The sequence below is a fragment of the Kitasatospora sp. NPDC059146 genome, from assembly GCF_042786665.1.
In the GTDB taxonomy this organism is placed as follows: domain Bacteria; phylum Actinomycetota; class Actinomycetes; order Streptomycetales; family Streptomycetaceae; genus Kitasatospora.
The window spans coordinates 18,192-34,456 of sequence record NZ_JBHZCY010000042.1 but is presented as its reverse complement, the minus strand read 5'-3'; the positions used below and the strand labels follow the sequence as shown (position 1 = coordinate 34,456).

Here is a 16,265-nt window from a genome sequence, read left to right as displayed (position 1 = left end):
GTTCCATCCGAAGGGGTAGCGCCACTGTGGCCAGCGAGACCGAGGACAAGCTCCGTTACTTCCTCAAGCGGGTGACCGCCGACCTCCAGGAGACGCGCCGCCGGCTCCAGGAGACGGAGACCGTCGCGGCCGAACCGATCGCGATCGTCGGCATGGCCTGCCGCTACCCCGGCGGCGCCGACTCCGCCGAACGGCTGTGGCAGCTGGTCGCGGACGGCCGGGACGCCGTCACCCCGTTCCCCGCCGACCGCGGCTGGGACGTGGAGTCGCTGTACGACCCGGACCCCGACCGGGCCGGCCACACCTACGCCCGCGAGGGCGGCTTCGTGGACGGTGCCGACCGGTTCGACGCCGGGTTCTTCGGCATCGGCCCGCGCGAGGCGCTGGCGATGGACCCGCAGCAGCGGCTGCTGCTGGAGACCTCCTGGGAGGCCTTCGAGCGGGCCGGCATCGCCCCCGAGTCCCTGCGCGGCAGCCGGACCGGCGTCTTCATGGGCGCGGGACAGGTCGACTACGCGGCGCTCGCCCAGCGGGCCACGGAGAGCCTGGAGGGGTACCTGCTCTCGGGCGGCGCGGCAAGCGTCATCTCGGGCCGGCTGTCGTACGTGTTCGGCCTGGAGGGCCCGGCGATCACGGTGGACACCGCGTGCTCCTCCTCGCTGGTCGCGCTCCACCTGGCCTGCCAGTCGCTGCGCAGGGGCGAGTGCTCGACCGCCCTCGCCGGCGGCGCGGCGGTCATGGCCGCCCCCGGCATGTTCGTCGAGTTCAGCCGCCAACGCGGCCTCGCCCCCGACGGGCGCTGCAAGGCCTTCGCCGCCGCCGCCGACGGCACCGGCTGGGGCGAGGGCGTCGGCGTCCTCCTACTGGAACGGCTCTCCGACGCCCAGCGCAACGGGCACCCCGTCCTCGCCGTGATCCGCGGCTCCGCCGTCAACCAGGACGGCGCCTCCAACGGGCTCACCGCGCCCAACGGGCCGTCGCAGCAGCGCGTCATCCGCCAGGCCCTCGACAACGCCCGACTGGCCGCCGACGACGTCGACGCGGTCGAGGCCCACGGCACGGGAACCACGCTCGGTGACCCGATCGAGGCGCAGGCCCTGCTCGCCACCTACGGCAAGGACCGGCCCGCCGAACGCCCGCTCTGGCTCGGCTCGGTGAAGTCCAACATCGGGCACACCCAGGCCGCGGCGGGCGCGGCGGGCGTCATCAAGATGGTGATGGCGATGCGCAACGGCGTACTGCCGCAGACGCTGCACGTCAACGAGCCGACCCCGCACGTCGATTGGGCCTCGGGAGCGGTGTCGCTGCTGACCGAGCCGAGGGAGTGGCCCGAGGAGGACGGGCGTCCACGACGGGCGGGCGTGTCGGCGTTCGGAGCGAGCGGGACGAACGCGCACGTGATCCTGGAGGAGGCGCCGGCTGCTTCGCCCGCCGCCTCGCCGGAGGACTCCGCCACCGACTCGCCGTTCCCCGTGGTGCCGTGGGTGCTCTCCGCCCGGGACGAGCAGGCGCTGCGCGCGCAGGCTGGACAGTTGGCCGCGTTCCTCCAGGAGCGCCCCGACACCGACCTGCGGGCCGTCGGCCACACCCTGCTCACCGGACGGGCCCACCTGGACCACCGGGCCGTCGCCATCGGCGAGAACCGTGAGGAACTGCTCACCGCTCTCACCGCCGTCGCTGAGGGGACCGCTCCCGTCGGCAGCGGCAGCTTCGAGCGTCCGGTGTTCGTGTTCCCCGGGCAGGGCTCGCAGTGGATCGGCATGGGCGCCGAACTCCTGGACACCTCAGCGGTGTTCGCGGGATCAATAGCCCGTTGCCAGGAAGCGCTCGCGCCGCACATCGACTGGTCGCTGACGGACGCCCTGCGCGGCACCCTCGACCTCGCACGCGTCGACGTCGTCCAGCCCACCCTGTTCGCCGTCATGGTCGCCCTCGCCGAACTCTGGCAGTCCCTCGGCATCCACCCCGCCGCCGTCATCGGACACTCCCAAGGCGAGATCGCCGCCGCCACCATCGCCAGCGCCCTCACCCTCGAAGACGGCGCCCGCATCGCCGCCCTGCGCAGCCGCGCCATCCTCGCCATCAGCGGACACGGCGGCATGGCGTCCATTCCCCTCGGCCACCAGGACACCGTCGAGCTGTTGAAGGCCTGGGACGGACGGCTGAGCGTCGCCGCCCACAACGGCCCCACCACCACCGTCATCGCCGGCGACCACGACGCCCTCGACCAACTCCTCACCCACTGCGAGAACTCGGACATCCGCGCCCGCCGCATCGACGTCGACTACGCCTCCCACACCCACCACGTCGAACAACTCCGCGACCACCTCGCCACCGAACTCGCCGGCATCACCCCCAAGCCCGCCGACATCCCCCTCTACTCCACCGTCACCGGCAAGCGAATCGACACCACCCAACTCAACGCCGACTACTGGTACACCAACCTCCGCCAACCCGTCCTCCTCACCGACGCGCTGCGCTCCGCCCTCACCGACGGCCACCACACCTTCATCGAGGCCAGCCCTCACCCCGTCCTCACCCCCGCCATCGAGGAAACCCTCGACACCACAACCCCCACCCTCATCACCGGCACCCTCCGCCGCAACGAAGGAACCTGGACCCGACTCCTCACCTCCGCCGCCCACCTCCACACCCACGGCCACCCCGTCGACTGGACCCCCTACCTCACCCCCGGCACCCACCCCGACCTCCCCACCTACCCCTTCCAACGCAGCCGTTACTGGGTGGACACCGTCGGGACGGCCACGCCGACCGCCGAGCCGGACGAAGGCACCGCGGGTTCGGCCGGGGCGCAGCTGCGCCGTCGCCTCGCCGAACTGGCCGAGCCCGACCGCGAGCGCCTGCTGTTGGACCTGGTGGAGTCCCACGCGACCGCCGTCCTCGGCCTCACCGGTCCGATCCCGCCGGGGCGCTCGTTCCACGAGCTGGGGTTCGTCTCGCTCACCGCGGTCGAGCTGCGCAACCGGCTGATCGCCGTCACCGGTCTCCGGCTCCCGGCGGCCGTCGCCTTCGACCATCCGACGCCCGAGGCCCTGGGCCGCCACCTGCTCGGCCGGCTCGCGGGCACCGAGGTCCCGGCCGACGAGGCGCCGCCCGTTCCCACGAGGGCCGGTGACGACGAGGAGCCCATCGCGATCGTCGCCATGGCCTGCCGCTACCCGGGCGAGGTGCGCAGCCCCGAGGACCTGTGGCGGCTGGTCTCGGACGGCCGCGACGCGATCACGCCGTTCCCGGGCAACCGGGGCTGGGACCTCGACAACCTCTACGACCCGGACCCGGACCGCCCCGGCCGCACCTACACCCGCGAGGGCGGCTTCCTCCATGACGCCGACCGCTTCGACGCCGCCTTCTTCGGCATCGGCCCGCGCGAGGCGCTCGCCATGGACCCGCAGCAGCGGCTGCTGCTGGAGACCTCCTGGGAGGCCTTCGAGCGCGCCGGGATCGACCCGGAGTCCCTGCGCGGCAGCCGGACCGGCGTCTTCGCCGGCAGTAGCGGCCAGGACTACCACCTGCTGGCCCAGGAGTCCGCGGACGGCCTGGAGGGCTACCTGCTGACCGGCAACGCGGCGAGCGTCATCTCCGGTCGGCTCGCCTACACCTACGGGCTGGAGGGTCCGGCCCTGACGGTGGACACCGCGTGCTCCTCCTCCCTGGTCGCCCTGCACCTGGCCTGCCGCTCGCTGCGCGCCGGCGAGAGCACGCTCGCGCTCGCGGGGGCCGTCACGGTGCTGTCCACTCCGCAGGCGTTCATCGGCTTCAGCCGGCAGCGCGGGTTGGCCCCGGACGGCCGGTGCAAGCCGTTCGCCGCCGCGGCCGACGGCACCGCCTGGGGCGAGGGTGCGGGTGTGCTGCTGCTGGAACGGCTGTCCGATGCCCGCCGCAACGGGCATCCGGTGCTGGCCGTGATCCGCGGCTCGGCGACCAACCAGGACGGTGCGAGCAACGGCCTGTCCGCGCCCAACGGCCCCTCCCAGCAGCGGGTGATCCGGCAGGCCCTGGCCAGTGCCGGGCTGGCACCGGACGAGGTGGACGCGGTCGAGGCGCACGGGACGGGCACTCCGCTCGGGGACCCGATCGAGGCCGAGGCCCTGCTCGCGACGTACGGGCGGGACCGGTCGGCGGAACGGCCGCTGTGGCTGGGCTCGGTGAAGTCCAACATCGGGCACACCGCGGCGGCGGCTGGCATGGCGGGTGTGATCAAGATGGTGAAGGCGATGGAGCACGGCGTCCTGCCGCCCACCCTGCACACCGACGCCCCCACCCCGCACGTGGACTGGTCCTCCGGCGCGGTCGCCCTGCTCACCGAGCCGGTGGCCTGGCCGGAGGGGGGCCGTCCCCGGCGCGCGGGCGTGTCCGCCTTCGGCATCAGCGGCACCAACGCCCACGTGGTCCTCGAACAGGCCCCGGCGGTGCCCGGACAGCCGCGCCCGGCCGACGCGTCCGGGGGCGACGCGCCGCAGGCCCCGACGGAGCACGGGGCGCCGGCCGAACCCGCACCTCCCGCGCCTGCGCCGCTCGTCGCCTGGCCGGTCTCGGCCCGCAGCGCGGCCGCCCTGCGCGGCCAGGCGGAGCGCCTCCGGGACCACCTCGCCGACGGGCCCTCCCCCACCGCCGACGGGCCCTCCCCCACCGCCGACGGTCCCTCCCCCGCCGCCGTCGGGCGCTCACTGGCGCTGTCCAGGGCCGCCCTGCCGCACCGGGCGGTCGTGCTCGGCCGCGACCTCGGCGAGCTGCGGGCCGGGCTGGCCACGCTGGCCGCGGGCGACACCGCCCCCGGACTGCTCCGGGGCACCGCGGTGCCCGGCCGGGTCGGCTTCCTGTTCCCGGGCCAGGGCAGCCAGCGACCCGGCATGGGCCGGGGCCTCCACCAGGCCCATCCGGTCTTCGCGCGGGCACTGGACGAGGTGTGCGCGGAACTGGACCGGCACCTGGCCGCGCCCGGGCGTCCCGCGCTGCGCGACGTCCTGTTCGCCCCGGAGGGCAGCGCCGAGGCCGCCCTGCTCGACGAGACCGTGTTCACCCAGGCCGGGCTCTTCGCCGTCGGCCTGGCGGCGTTCCGCCTGCTGCTGTCCTGGGGTGTGACGCCCGACTACGTCGGCGGCCACTCCGTCGGCGAACTGGCGGCGGCCTGCGCGGCCGGCGTGCTGACGCAGGAGGACGCCTGCCGCCTGGTCGCCGCACGCGGCAGGCTGATGCAGGACTCGCCGGAGGGCGGCGCGATGGTGGCCGTCGAGGCGTCGGAGGACGAGGTGCTGCCGCTGCTGGCGGGCGGGGAGGGCCGGGTCGGCATCGCGGCCGTCAACGGGCCGCGCGCCGTCGTGCTCTCCGGCCTGGCCGAGGCGGTCGAGGAGGTCGCGGCCGTCCTCGCCGCGCGTGGTCGCCGGACGAAGCGCCTCCGGGTCACCCGGGCGTTCCACTCGCCGCTGATGGACGGCGTGCTGGACCGGTTCCACGAGGCGGCGAGCGGGCTCGCGTACCGGCCACCGCGGATCCGGCTGCTGTCGAACCTGACCGGCGAGCAGGCGACAGCCGAGCAGGTGTGCGCACCGGAGTACTGGGTCCGGCACATCCGGGAGGCGGTGCGCTTCCACGACGGCGTGCGCCGGATGGCTGCGGACGGCGTGACCACCTTCCTCGAACTCGGCCCCGGCGGCGTGCTGTCCGCCCTGGTGCGGGACGCGCTGGCCGACCGGAGCCCGGCCCCGGCGGCGGTGCCGCTGCTGCGGAGCGGCCGGCCGGAGGCGGACAGCGCGCTGACCGCGCTGGCCGGTGTCCACGTCCGTGGCGTCCCGGTGGCCTGGGAGGCCGTTCTCGCCGACTCCGGTGGAGACGACCGGGTCGCCCTGCCCACGTACGCGTTCCAGCGGCGCCGGTTCTGGCCGGAGGGCGTCGCACCGGCCTCCCGGACGGCCGGGCCCGCCACCGGGACGCCCGCCACCGAACCACCGGCCACCGCGCCGGGTGACCCCCGAACGCCCGAGGAGAACGCCGGCCCCCGGTCGCCCGAACGACTGTCCTCCCTCGACCCGGCCGAACGCGGCCCGTTCCTCAGGGAGTTGGTGGCCGCCGAGGTGGCCGCCGCGCTCGGGCACAGCTCGACCGAGGACGTGGAGACCGCGCTGAGCCTGCCCGAGCTGGGACTCGACTCCCTCGCCGCGACCGAGCTGAGCGCCGCCCTCCAGGCGGCCACCGGCCTGGAGCTGTCCGCCACGGCGGTGTTCGAGCACTCCACGCTCGACGCCCTCGCCGCCCACCTGCTGGACCGGTTGGACGCCGCCCCGGTGCCGTCGGCCGGTCCGCCCGGCGGGCTGCTGGCCTCGCTCGCGCCACGGGCGGCGGAGCTGGGCCGGTTCGCGGAGTTCAACGCACTCCTGTCCGCCGCCGCGCGGTTCCGCGACACCTTCGACTCCCCGCCCGACCCGTCCGGCCGGCCGGCTCCCGTTCGCCTCACCCAGGGTCCGGCGGCCCCCCGCCTGTTCTGCTTCCCGTCGTTCGCGAGCAGGTCCGGCGCCCACCAGTACGCGCGGCTCGCCGCCGCCGTGGGCGGCCAGCACGAGCTGTGGGTGCTGCCGGCCCCCGGCTTCGCCGCGGGCGAGCGGCTCCCGGCCGATCTCGACGCGCTGGTGCGCCTGCACGCCGAGGACGTCGAACGGCTCGCCGCCGGGCAGCAGTTCGCGCTGCTCGGCCACTCCGCCGGCGGCTGGATCGCGCACGCCGTGGCGGAGCGCCTGGAGGACCTCGGCGCCCTCCCGGTGTCGGTCGTCCTGCTGGACAGCTACCGGCCCGGCAGTGCCATACTTCCCCTCGTCCAGGCGGAGATCGCCGCCCAGTTGACGGACGGTCGGATTCCCGCCGACGCCCTGCTGGACGACGTCTGCCTCACCGCGATGGGCGGCTACGCCCAGCTCTTCGAGGCCTGGCGGCCCCGGCCCCTGGCCACGCCCACGCTCCACCTGCGCGCCGCCCGGCCGCTGCCCGGCTTCCCGGCCGCCGACTGGCAGGCCTCCTGGCCGGTCCCGCACACCGGGGCAGAGGTTCCGGGCGACCACTTCACGATGACCGGCGAGCACAGCCCCACCACCGTGCGCGCGGTCCTCGACCGGCTCGCCGAGCCGGTCGCCTGACCACCACGACCGGCACGGCCGGCCCGACCACCACGATGTCCGACTCCTGACGAGGGTGAGCAGAACATGAGCACTGACAACGGCAACCGGCCCACCTCCCTGGACCAGGCGGTCCACGACGGCCAGGCCCCCTACCACCGCCGCGCGCTGACCTTCTACGACCTGGTCGTCTTCCGCGGCAGCGCGCCGCTGTTCTGGCGGTGCTCGCCGCGGAACTTCCAGCAGATGTACGACACCTGCCTCGGTGCGAAGCACCTGGAGATCGGCGTCGGCACCGGGTACCTGCTGGCGCACTCCCGGTTCCCGGTGTCGAACCCGCACATCACGCTGGCCGACCTCAACCCCAGCACGCTCGACTTCACCGCCGAGCGGCTCGCGCACTACCGGACCACCAAGGTGGTCGCCAACGCCCTGGAGCCGCTGCCGGTGCCCGCCGAGAGCCAGGACTCGGCCGCCCTGAGCTTCCTGCTGCACTGCATCCCCGGCAGCCTGCGCGAGAAGGGCGTGGCCATCCGCCACGCGGCCGCGGCCGTGAAGCCCGGCGGCACGGTCTTCGGCAGCACCGTGCTGTCGTCGGGGGTCCCGGTCACCGGGGCCGGCCGCTGGCTGATGAACAACCTCAACGCGAAGGGCGTCTTCCACAACGACCAGGACGACCTGGAGGACCTGCGCGACCAGCTCAAGCAGTCCTTCGACGACTTCGACCTCGTCGTGCGCGGCTCCGTCGGCCTGTTCCGGGCCCGCAAGGCCTGAGGCGTGGGCCCCGGCCCCGTCCTCACCGCTCCTCACCGCTCCTCCCCGCCCCACCGCCCCGTTCCCGGAAGGACCCGACACCATGTCGACACGCTGGTACCCGATCGAGGAGGCCGACGACTCGCTGTTCGCCACGGCCCCGCTCTACCACGCCCGTTCGGTCGAGGTGCCGTTCTCCGCGGAGGAGACCTGGGCGGCCCTGACCGGCGACGGCGTGTCCAGCTGGACGAAGGGCATGCGGCGGCTCACCTGGACCTCGCCCCGGCCGTTCGGCGTCGGCACCACCCGCGAGATCGAGATGGACGGTGACTTCACCCTCCGCGAGCGCTTCTTCCGCTGGGAGGAGGGCACCCGCAAGACCTTCAGCGCGACCGAGGCGACCCGCCCGATCTTCCGTCACCTGGTGGAGGACTACGTGGTCGAACCCACCGAGAACGGCGCCCGGTTCGGCTGGCGCTGGGCGGCCGAGCTGAACCGCCCGTGGTCGTTCCTCCAGGGCCCGCTGGACCGGTTCTTCTTCGCCCCCACCGGCCGCTCGCACATCGACGGCCTGCCCGCCTACATGGCCTCCCGGCACGGCGCCGCGCACCGCTGAGCACCCGGCCCCAACCCCCGCCCCCGAACGAAAGAAGAACCGAATGTGCGGGATCGCCGGCTGGATCTCCTTCCAGCACGACCTCGAACGTGAACTCCCCGCCCTGACCGCCATGACCGACACCATGGCCTGCCGCGGTCCGGACGCCGCCGGCACCTGGCTGTCCCGGCACGCCGCGCTGGGCCACCGCCGGCTCGCCGTCATCGACCTGACCGGCGGCGCGCAGCCGATGGTCGTCGAGACGCCGGACGGCCCGGTCGCCATGACGTACAGCGGCGAGGCGTACAACTTCACCGAGCTCCGGGACGAACTCCGCCGCCGGGGGCACGAGTTCCGCACCTCCAGTGACACCGAGGTCGTGCTGCGCGGCTACCTGGAGTGGGGGCAGGGGATCGCCGACCGGCTCAACGGCATGTACGCGCTGGGCATCTGGGACGGCCGTGTCGAGAAGCTGGTGCTGCTGCGCGACCGCCTGGGCATCAAGCCGCTCTACTACTACCCGACCGCCGACGGCGTGCTGTTCGGGTCCGAGGCGAAGGCCCTGCTCGCCCACCCGGCGGTGGAGCCCGTGGTGGACGCCGACGGCTTCCGCGAGCTGTTCGGGTTCGTCAAGGCCCCCGGCCGGGCGGTCTGGACGGGCATGCACGAGGTCAAGCCGGGCGCCATGGTGACCGTCGACCGCTCGGGCCTGCGCGAGCACGTGTACTGGCGGCTGGAGGTCACCGAGCACCGGGACGACACCGAGGCCACCGTCCGGCGCGTCCGGGAGCTGCTGGAGGACAGCGTGGCCCGGCAGCTGGTCGCCGACGTGCCGCAGTGCGTGCTGCTCTCCGGCGGCCTCGACTCCAGCGCCCTCACCGCCCTGGCCGCCCGCCGCCTGGCGGACGGGGGCGAGCGGGTGCGGACCTTCACCGTCGACTTCGAGCAGCCGGACGAATTCCGCCCCGACGACCTGCGCGGCTCGGCGGACGCGCCGTTCGCCCGCGCGGTGGTCGAGCACGTCGGCGCGCAGCACCACGACATCCGGCTCGACCACCTCGAACTGGCCGATCCCGAGGTGCGCCGGGCCACCGTGACCGCCCGCGACCTGCCGTTCGGCTTCGGCGAGGCGGACAACTCGCTGTACCTGCTGTTCAAGGCGATCCGCCGGCACTCGACGGTCGCCCTCTCCGGGGAGTCGGCCGACGAGATCTTCGGCGGCTACCCGTGGTTCCACCTGCCGGCGGTCCAGCAGACCGCGATGTTCCCGTGGGTGACCGCCTCCGGCCTCGGCCCGCGGAAGCACCCCACCAAGCTGATCGACGCCGGGCTGCTGCTGGGGACCCTCGACGTCCCCGGCTACTGGGCGCAGCGCTGGAGCGACTCGGTCGCCGCCATCCCGGTGCTGGAGGGCGAGGACGCGCACGAGCGGCGGATGCGCGAGTTCTGCCACGTGCACCTGACCAGCCTGCTGGGCCTGCTCCTGGACCGCAAGGACCGGATGAGCATGGCGGTCGGCCTGGAGGTGCGCGTGCCGTTCTGCGACCACCGCCTGGTGGAGTACGTCTACAACACCCCGTGGGCGATGAAGACCTTCGACGGGCGGGAGAAGAGCCTGCTGCGCGCGGCGGTGCGGGACGTTCTCCCCGCGTCGGTGGTGGAGCGGGTGAAGGCCCTCTACCCGCACACCCAGCAGCTCGCCTACGTGGGGCAGTTGCAGCAGCAGGTCGGCGAACTGCTGTCGGGCGGCCACGAGGCGGTCGAGTTCTTCGACCGGGCCGCGCTCGCGGCGGCCGCGGGCGCCCGGCCCGAGGCCGTCGACCGGGACGAGCGCGAGGCGTTCGAACGGGTCCTCGACCTGGCCGTCTGGCTCGACCTCTACCGCCCGACCATCAAGCTCTCCTGAGGAGTCGCACCATGCCCGTCGACAACGACGTCTACAACACCCACTCCTGGTGGCACGACGACCAGCCGTTCGCGACGCTGGAGGCCTTCACCCCGGCCCGGTTCGCCTACTTCCAGGAGGTCCTCACCCAGCGGCTGAGGCTGGACCTCAAGGGCCTCAAGGTCCTCGACGTGGGCTGCGGCGGCGGTCTGCTGGCCGAGCTCTTCGCCGGCGCCGGGTGCCGGGTCACCGGCGTGGACCCGTCCGGCCCGTCCCTGGAGGCCGCCGGCGAGCACGCCCGGCAGTCCGGGCTGGAGATCACCTACCAGCAGGGCTTCGCCGAGGAACTCCCCTTCGCCGACGGCACGTTCGACCTGGTGTACTGCTGCGACACCCTGGAGCACGTCACCTCCGTGGACCGGGCGGTGGGCGAGGCCGTACGGGTGCTCAAGCCCGGCGGCCACTACCTCTACGACACCATCAACCGGACGTTCCGGTCCAAGCTGGCGATGATCAAGATGGCGCAGGACTGGAAGTCCGTCAGCTTCGCGCCCAAGGACCTGCACGACTGGAAGAGCTTCATCAAGCCGGCCGAGCTCCACGCGGTGTTCCGCGCGCACGACCTGACCAATCAGGACCTCGTCGGATTCGCCTCCACCCGGCCGCAGTTCGAGCTGCTGAAGGCGATGCGCCGCCGGGCCCGGGGCGAGATCACGTACGGCGAGCTGGGGCGGCAGTTCCAGCTCGGCGTGCACAAGGACACGTCGGTGATCTACGCCGGCTACGCACGGAAGGCTGCCCAGTGACCCTCACCACCGCCCCCGACGTCCGGGTCCCGGTACTGATCGTCGGCGCCGGCCCGGCCGGCCTGACCGCCTCGCTGGCGCTCTCGCGCTACGGCGTCGCGCACCTGGTGGTCGGCAAGTACCCGGGCACGGCCCACACCCCCCGCGCGCACCTGCTGAACCAGCGCACCGGGGAGATCCTGCGCGATCTCGGCGCCGAGGACCAGGTGATGGCCGAGGCGACCCCGAGCCCGCTGCTGGCCAACCACGTCTTCATGTCGACGTTCGCCGGACCCGAGGTGAGCCGGCTGGACGCCTACGGCAACGGCCCGGACCGCATCGGCGACTACCTGGCGGCCAGTCCGAGCACGATGTGCAACCTCGCGCAGCACCGGCTGGAGCCGCTGCTGGTCGAGCGGGTCCGGCAGGCCGCGGTCGGCGAGCTCCGCTTCGGTCACGAGTTCCTGCGCATGGAGCAGGACGAGGACGGGGTCACGGCCGTGGTCGCCGACCGGCAGTCCGGCCTGGAGTACACCGTGCGCGCCGACTACGTGATCGGCGCCGACGGCGCGAAGAGCCGGGTGATGGAGCAGGCCGGACTCACCGTGGAGGGTGCCACCGGGCTGGCCAAGGTCGCCTCGGTCTGGTTCGAGGCGGACCTCTCGCAGTACTGCGAGGACCGCCCGGCCATCCTCTACATGGGCGCCGTGCCCGGCAACCCGCCGGAGGACGGCCGGGTGTTCGTCAGCATCCGCCCCTGGAACGAATGGGTCTACCTGCGCTTCCTCGACCACGGCGCGGAGTTCGACCGCGACGACCACGAGGAGATCCTCGCGCACATCCGGGAGAGCATCGGCGACCCGTCCGTCGAGGTCCGGATCAAGAACGTCTCGCCGTGGGAGGTCAACGCGGTCGTCGCCCCCCGCTACGCGAACGGCCGGGTGTTCTGCGTCGGCGACGCGGTGCACCAGATGCCGCCGACCAACGGCCTCGGGCTGAACTCGGCGGTCGCGGACTCCTTCAACCTCTGCTGGAAGCTGAAGCTGGTGCTCGACGGCTCGGCCTCGCCCGCGCTGCTGGACACCTACCAGGCCGAGCGGCTGCCGGTGGGCGGACAGATCGTCGACCGGGCGGTGCGCAGCATGCTGGACTTCCTCGGCATCCCGGCCGCGCTGGGCTTCACCGCCGGGCAGGACGCCGCCGAGCAGTGGGAGCTGCTGCGCGGCCTCGCCGACGACACGGAGGAGGCCGCCGCCCGGCGGGCCGCCCTGGCCGCCGCGACCGACCGGATCAACTACCAGGTCAACGCGCACGGCGTCGAGATCGGCTACCGCTACCGCAGCGGTGCCCGGGTCGACGACGGCACGCCCGAGCCGGTCGGCGACCGGGACCCCGAGCTGTACTACCAGCCCACCACCTGGCCCGGCGCACGTCTGCCGCACGCCTGGCTGGAGGACGGCGGCCGCCGCCGCTCCACCCTGGACGTGGTCGGGCGGGGCCGCTTCGTCCTGCTCACCGGCCGCGGCGGCGACCGCTGGCACGATGCCGCCCGCGAGGCCGCCCGACTCACCGGGGTGCCCGTGACGGTCCGGACGATCGGCTCCGCCGAGGGCCTGCGCGACCCGTACGGGGCCTGGGACCGGCTGCGCGAGGTCGACGCCGACGGCGGCGTCCTGGTCCGCCCGGACGGACACGTCGCCTGGCGCGCCCGGACCGCCGACTCCGCCGGCGAGCTGCCCAAGGTGCTGGCCGCCGTCCTGCACGCGCCGGCCGGCCCCGCGGTCTGAGCCGCCGCCGGGCGGCCCCTTCGGGGGGACGCCGAGGCCGGTCGGTCCGACAGTGCGTCGGACCGGCCGGCCTCCCCGGGTGGGGAGGGGACGGTCAGACGGCGCCCATGGGGTACCAGCAGATGTTCATCTGGACGTTGCCGTTCGCGTTCGCGACGTCGTCGATGTCCTCGATCCAGACCTTGGCGGTGGCGTTGCGGGCGAGCGGGACGGTCATGTTGTCCCAGACTCCCTGGGTGTTCTGCCGGGTCTTCTTGCCGTGGGCGACGAGGTCGAAGTAGTAGGTCATCCCGGGGGCTTCGACGTAGACCCGGTGCTTGCGGCCGTGCTTCTCGTCGTCGCTGAACCACTCGTAGCTGGCGGCCTCGACCACCAGGAAGCCGTTCCGGTCGGCCGTCATGGTCCACTTGCTGGTCGAGCGCGGCTTGACGGACGACGTCGGGTAGTTCTTCCGCGTCGGGCTGCCGAAGAGTGCGGTGGCGAAGGAGACGCTGCCGTTGGCGGTGAGGGTGCCGGTGACCTTGACGGTCTTGTTGGCGGTGAGCGGTCCGTTGGCGGTGAGCTCGCCCTCACCGGCCTGGGCCCCGGCCTTGGCGGTGAGCGCGCCGTAGACGGTGATCGCTCCGCCGTTCTGGGGGATGCTCAGGCCCGCGGTGCCCTGGAAGAGCAGCGTGTCGTTGACCTTGATCGCGGTGCCCGCGGTGGGGTGTGCCAGGGCGGCGGCCTTGAGCGTCTTGTCCGACTTGACGGTCAGGCCGTCGTTCGCCGTGATCACTCCGCCCGCCGTCACCTTGCCGGCTTTCAGCTCCTTGTCGGACTTCACGGTGACGTTCCCGTCCGCCTGCAGTTCGCCGCCGACGGTCAGCTTGCCGGACATGGTGACGTCCCCCTCGAAGGCGGTGTTGCGGGCCCAGGTCTTCCTGGCGTTCTTGTTGTCCGCCCAGAAGGTGTCCGTCACGGTGACCTTGTCGGTGGCGGAGAGGGTCTTGGCGGCGATGTCGGGGTTCTTCACCGTGACGGTGGTGGACAGGTAGTGGTGGACGTCCTTGCCCTGGGCGTCCTTGGTGCGGGCGTCCAGGACGAAGGTGGTGGTGTCGGTGAGGGGGCCGACCGGGTGGCTTCCGCCGGAGACTTCGATCGGGGGGCGGTCGTCCCAGGCCAGCCAGTAGCCGGTGCCGGCCTCGCTGCCCTCCCAGCGCAGGACGACCGTCGCCTTCCCGTCGTTGACGATCTGGGGCCTCTCGGCGGCGAAACCGCGGAAGTGGAAGGCCGACGGGCTTTCGAGGTGCTTCTCCACGGGGTCGGTGCTCACGGTGCGGTCGGCCCAATCGTCGCTGGTGGCGGGGGTCGTGTGCTCGGTGATGGTGAGGGCGGCGTGGCCGGGGGTGCGGACGACGGGGATCGCCGAGACCTTGAGGGTGAAGCGGCGGGTGGCGTCGAAGGTCACCTGGCTCCCCGGCCCCTCCGGGGTGCACGTGAACACCACGGCCTCGTCACCGCGCTGCGGCACGATCAGCCAACTCCCCTGGCCCCCGTCCTGGTTGCCGTCGAGGGGGGCGGGGCTGCTGGCGAGGTCGGCGGCGGTCGTCCCCACCGGGAGGGAGACGGTGATGGACCGGCATCTGACGTCCGCGGCGCCGTCGGGCTTGGAGAAGGTGAGGCTGAGGACGCCGTTCTTGGTCTTGCTGGGTGTCGAGACGGGAAGCGGGTCCGGGCTTGGCACGCACTCGACCCGCAGCAGGCCGGGCGGTCCTGCGGCCGCGTCGAAGGGATCGGAGGGGGAGGTGTTCGGCAGCACTCTCGGATACTCGGGTGAGGACCTGATTTCGTCAACAACTCCCACTGGTGCGCCCGAGGCTGGATGTCGGCGCCGTGTCAGAAAGAGAATGCTTTCGATCGGATCACCGAAATTCTCGGAGAGTTTCGATCAGTCCGGGAAGTCATGGCTCCGCCAAGATGTATACGTGCGACCATGGGCGCTGCTCCTCGACCAGTGATCATCAGCCGTACGGACTGAGGGAGTTCGCCATGCCCGTGGAAGCCGTCTTCTTCAATGTGGGGCAGGGCGACTGCACCCTGTTGATCTTCTACGCCGACGGCAAGGACACCCAGGGCGTGGCTTCGGTCCTGATCGACTGCGGGAGCATCAAGCGCCAGGGGCACAAGGGCGGCGGCCCCCTGGCGACGGCCGGGTCCATGTCGGAGCGGGTCATCGAGAAGATCGACGGCTACCTGAAGAACCTGAAAACCCCGAACACCATCGACTACCTGATCCTCAGTCACCCCGACCGCGACCACTACCGCTACGTCCAGGACCTCGTCGCGCCGGTCGACACGGCCACGAAGAAGCGCCGACTGCGCTACACGATCCGGAACATCCGGTACACCGGGAAGCCCGGCGACTACACCAAGGACATCCTGGGGCACGGCAAGGGCCTCAACCTGATGCTCAAGAACTGGACCACCTACGGTCGCGACGGCTCGTCCCACACCATCGCCACCGAGCCGGTCGAACAGGACATGCCCGCCACCCCGCTCCTGCTGCCGCTCGACGGCCTCCCGGACGGCCCGACCACCCCGAAGCTCTACGTGATCTCCGCGAGCGTCTCCAAGACCCGCACCACCGCCAGCGTCGCCGCCAAGAAGCGCAGGACCACCGGCAGCACCCTGGCCCGCCTGGAGGCCCTCCCGCACGGCTTCTGGCCGCTGGGAGGCAGCAAGCGCAAGGCGGACGCGCCGACCGCGGAGAGCCAGGCGAACACCGACTGCATCGTGCTGATGCTCCAGGGAGCCCCCGACAAGGACGGGAAACGGCAGAAGGTCATCCTCACCGCCGACGCCGGCGAGGAGACCGAGGACTACCTGGTGGCCAGGTACAAGGACGACCCCGACCTCAAGCGCGAGGCCGGCTCCTGGTTGAAGGTCGGTCACCACGGGAGCAGCTACTCCTCGACGGCGCCCTGGGTCCGACTGATCAACCCCGACGGCCTGTTGGTCAGCTCGGGCACCCGGGAGTTCGGCGGCACCGGGATCCCCGGGTTCGGCCACCTCCAGCGGATCGCCGACGACCGGCACAAGCCCGCGCCCACCGTCACCCCGAACCCGGCGGACGGCGAACTCCCGCGCGTGGCCTACTACGGGCAGTCCGGCGACGTCATCAAGGGCACCGGGCCGTACCACTACCGGGACCAGGTCGGCGTCGCGGGCGTGTGCACCACGCTCAACAACGTCAAGGACGCCGCGACCGGCAAGAAGCCCGACCCCCGCGGCTGGGACTGGCACCTGACCATCGACCCGGACGGCACCCCGGGCACCTACCGGCTCACCTACAAGTAA

The 16,265-nt window shown here is 72.8% G+C and carries 7 protein-coding genes and 1 pseudogene; 7 read left to right on the top strand and 1 reads right to left on the bottom strand.

Annotated elements, in window-relative coordinates:
* Positions 1-62: 62 nt before the first annotated feature.
* The 6 genes and pseudogenes from ACFXPX_RS19700 to ACFXPX_RS19675 form a co-directional block, all read left to right on the top strand.
* Positions 63-7,103 (top strand): annotated as a pseudogene (locus ACFXPX_RS19700) (type I polyketide synthase); the annotation flags it as partial.
* 108 nt (positions 7,104-7,211) lie between these two features.
* Positions 7,212-7,898 carry a class I SAM-dependent methyltransferase gene (locus ACFXPX_RS19695; RefSeq protein WP_375894657.1) on the top strand — a complete coding sequence of 229 codons (687 nt, stop codon included), beginning with the start codon at positions 7,212-7,214 and terminating at the stop codon, positions 7,896-7,898.
* A gap of 82 nt (positions 7,899-7,980) precedes the next feature.
* Positions 7,981-8,493 carry an SRPBCC family protein gene (locus ACFXPX_RS19690; protein ID WP_375894654.1) on the top strand — a complete coding sequence of 171 codons (513 nt, stop codon included), beginning with the start codon at positions 7,981-7,983 and terminating at the stop codon, positions 8,491-8,493.
* A 43-nt stretch (positions 8,494-8,536) separates the two neighbouring features.
* Positions 8,537-10,378 (top strand): asparagine synthase (glutamine-hydrolyzing), encoded by a 1,842-nt coding sequence (asnB, locus tag ACFXPX_RS19685; protein WP_380525769.1) that lies wholly within the window; start codon positions 8,537-8,539, stop codon positions 10,376-10,378.
* 11 nt (positions 10,379-10,389) lie between these two features.
* A complete protein-coding gene (ubiG, locus tag ACFXPX_RS19680) occupies positions 10,390-11,163 on the top strand; it encodes a bifunctional 2-polyprenyl-6-hydroxyphenol methylase/3-demethylubiquinol 3-O-methyltransferase UbiG (protein ID WP_375894649.1) in 774 nt (257 codons plus the stop codon).
* Positions 11,160-12,929, top strand: coding sequence for an FAD-dependent monooxygenase (locus ACFXPX_RS19675; protein ID WP_380591863.1), 1,770 nt, complete (start codon positions 11,160-11,162; stop codon positions 12,927-12,929). Before ubiG ends, ACFXPX_RS19675 begins: the two co-directional genes overlap by 4 nt.
* 94 nt (positions 12,930-13,023) lie before the next feature.
* Here ACFXPX_RS19675 and ACFXPX_RS19670 read toward each other — a convergent pair whose 3' ends face one another.
* Positions 13,024-14,727: a hypothetical protein gene (locus tag ACFXPX_RS19670; RefSeq protein ID WP_380642474.1), complete on the bottom strand. Its 1,704-nt coding sequence runs from the start codon at positions 14,725-14,727 to the stop codon at positions 13,024-13,026.
* A gap of 230 nt (positions 14,728-14,957) precedes the next feature.
* Here ACFXPX_RS19670 and ACFXPX_RS19665 point away from each other — a divergent pair, with 230 nt between their 5' ends.
* Positions 14,958-16,265, top strand: a complete 1,308-nt coding sequence (locus tag ACFXPX_RS19665; protein ID WP_380525763.1) for a ComEC/Rec2 family competence protein — start codon at positions 14,958-14,960, stop codon at positions 16,263-16,265.

Bases quoted from the DNA above. Each gene is read 5' to 3' on its own strand.
- ACFXPX_RS19690 (WP_375894654.1), top strand. From the start codon at position 7,981: ATGTCGACACGCTGGTACCCGATCGAGGAGGCCGACGACTCGCTGTTC.
- ubiG (WP_375894649.1), top strand. From the start codon at position 10,390: ATGCCCGTCGACAACGACGTCTACAACACCCACTCCTGGTGGCACGAC.
- ACFXPX_RS19665 (WP_380525763.1), top strand. From the start codon at position 14,958: ATGCCCGTGGAAGCCGTCTTCTTCAATGTGGGGCAGGGCGACTGCACC.
- ACFXPX_RS19695 (WP_375894657.1), top strand. From the start codon at position 7,212: ATGAGCACTGACAACGGCAACCGGCCCACCTCCCTGGACCAGGCGGTC.
- asnB (WP_380525769.1), top strand. From the start codon at position 8,537: ATGTGCGGGATCGCCGGCTGGATCTCCTTCCAGCACGACCTCGAACGT.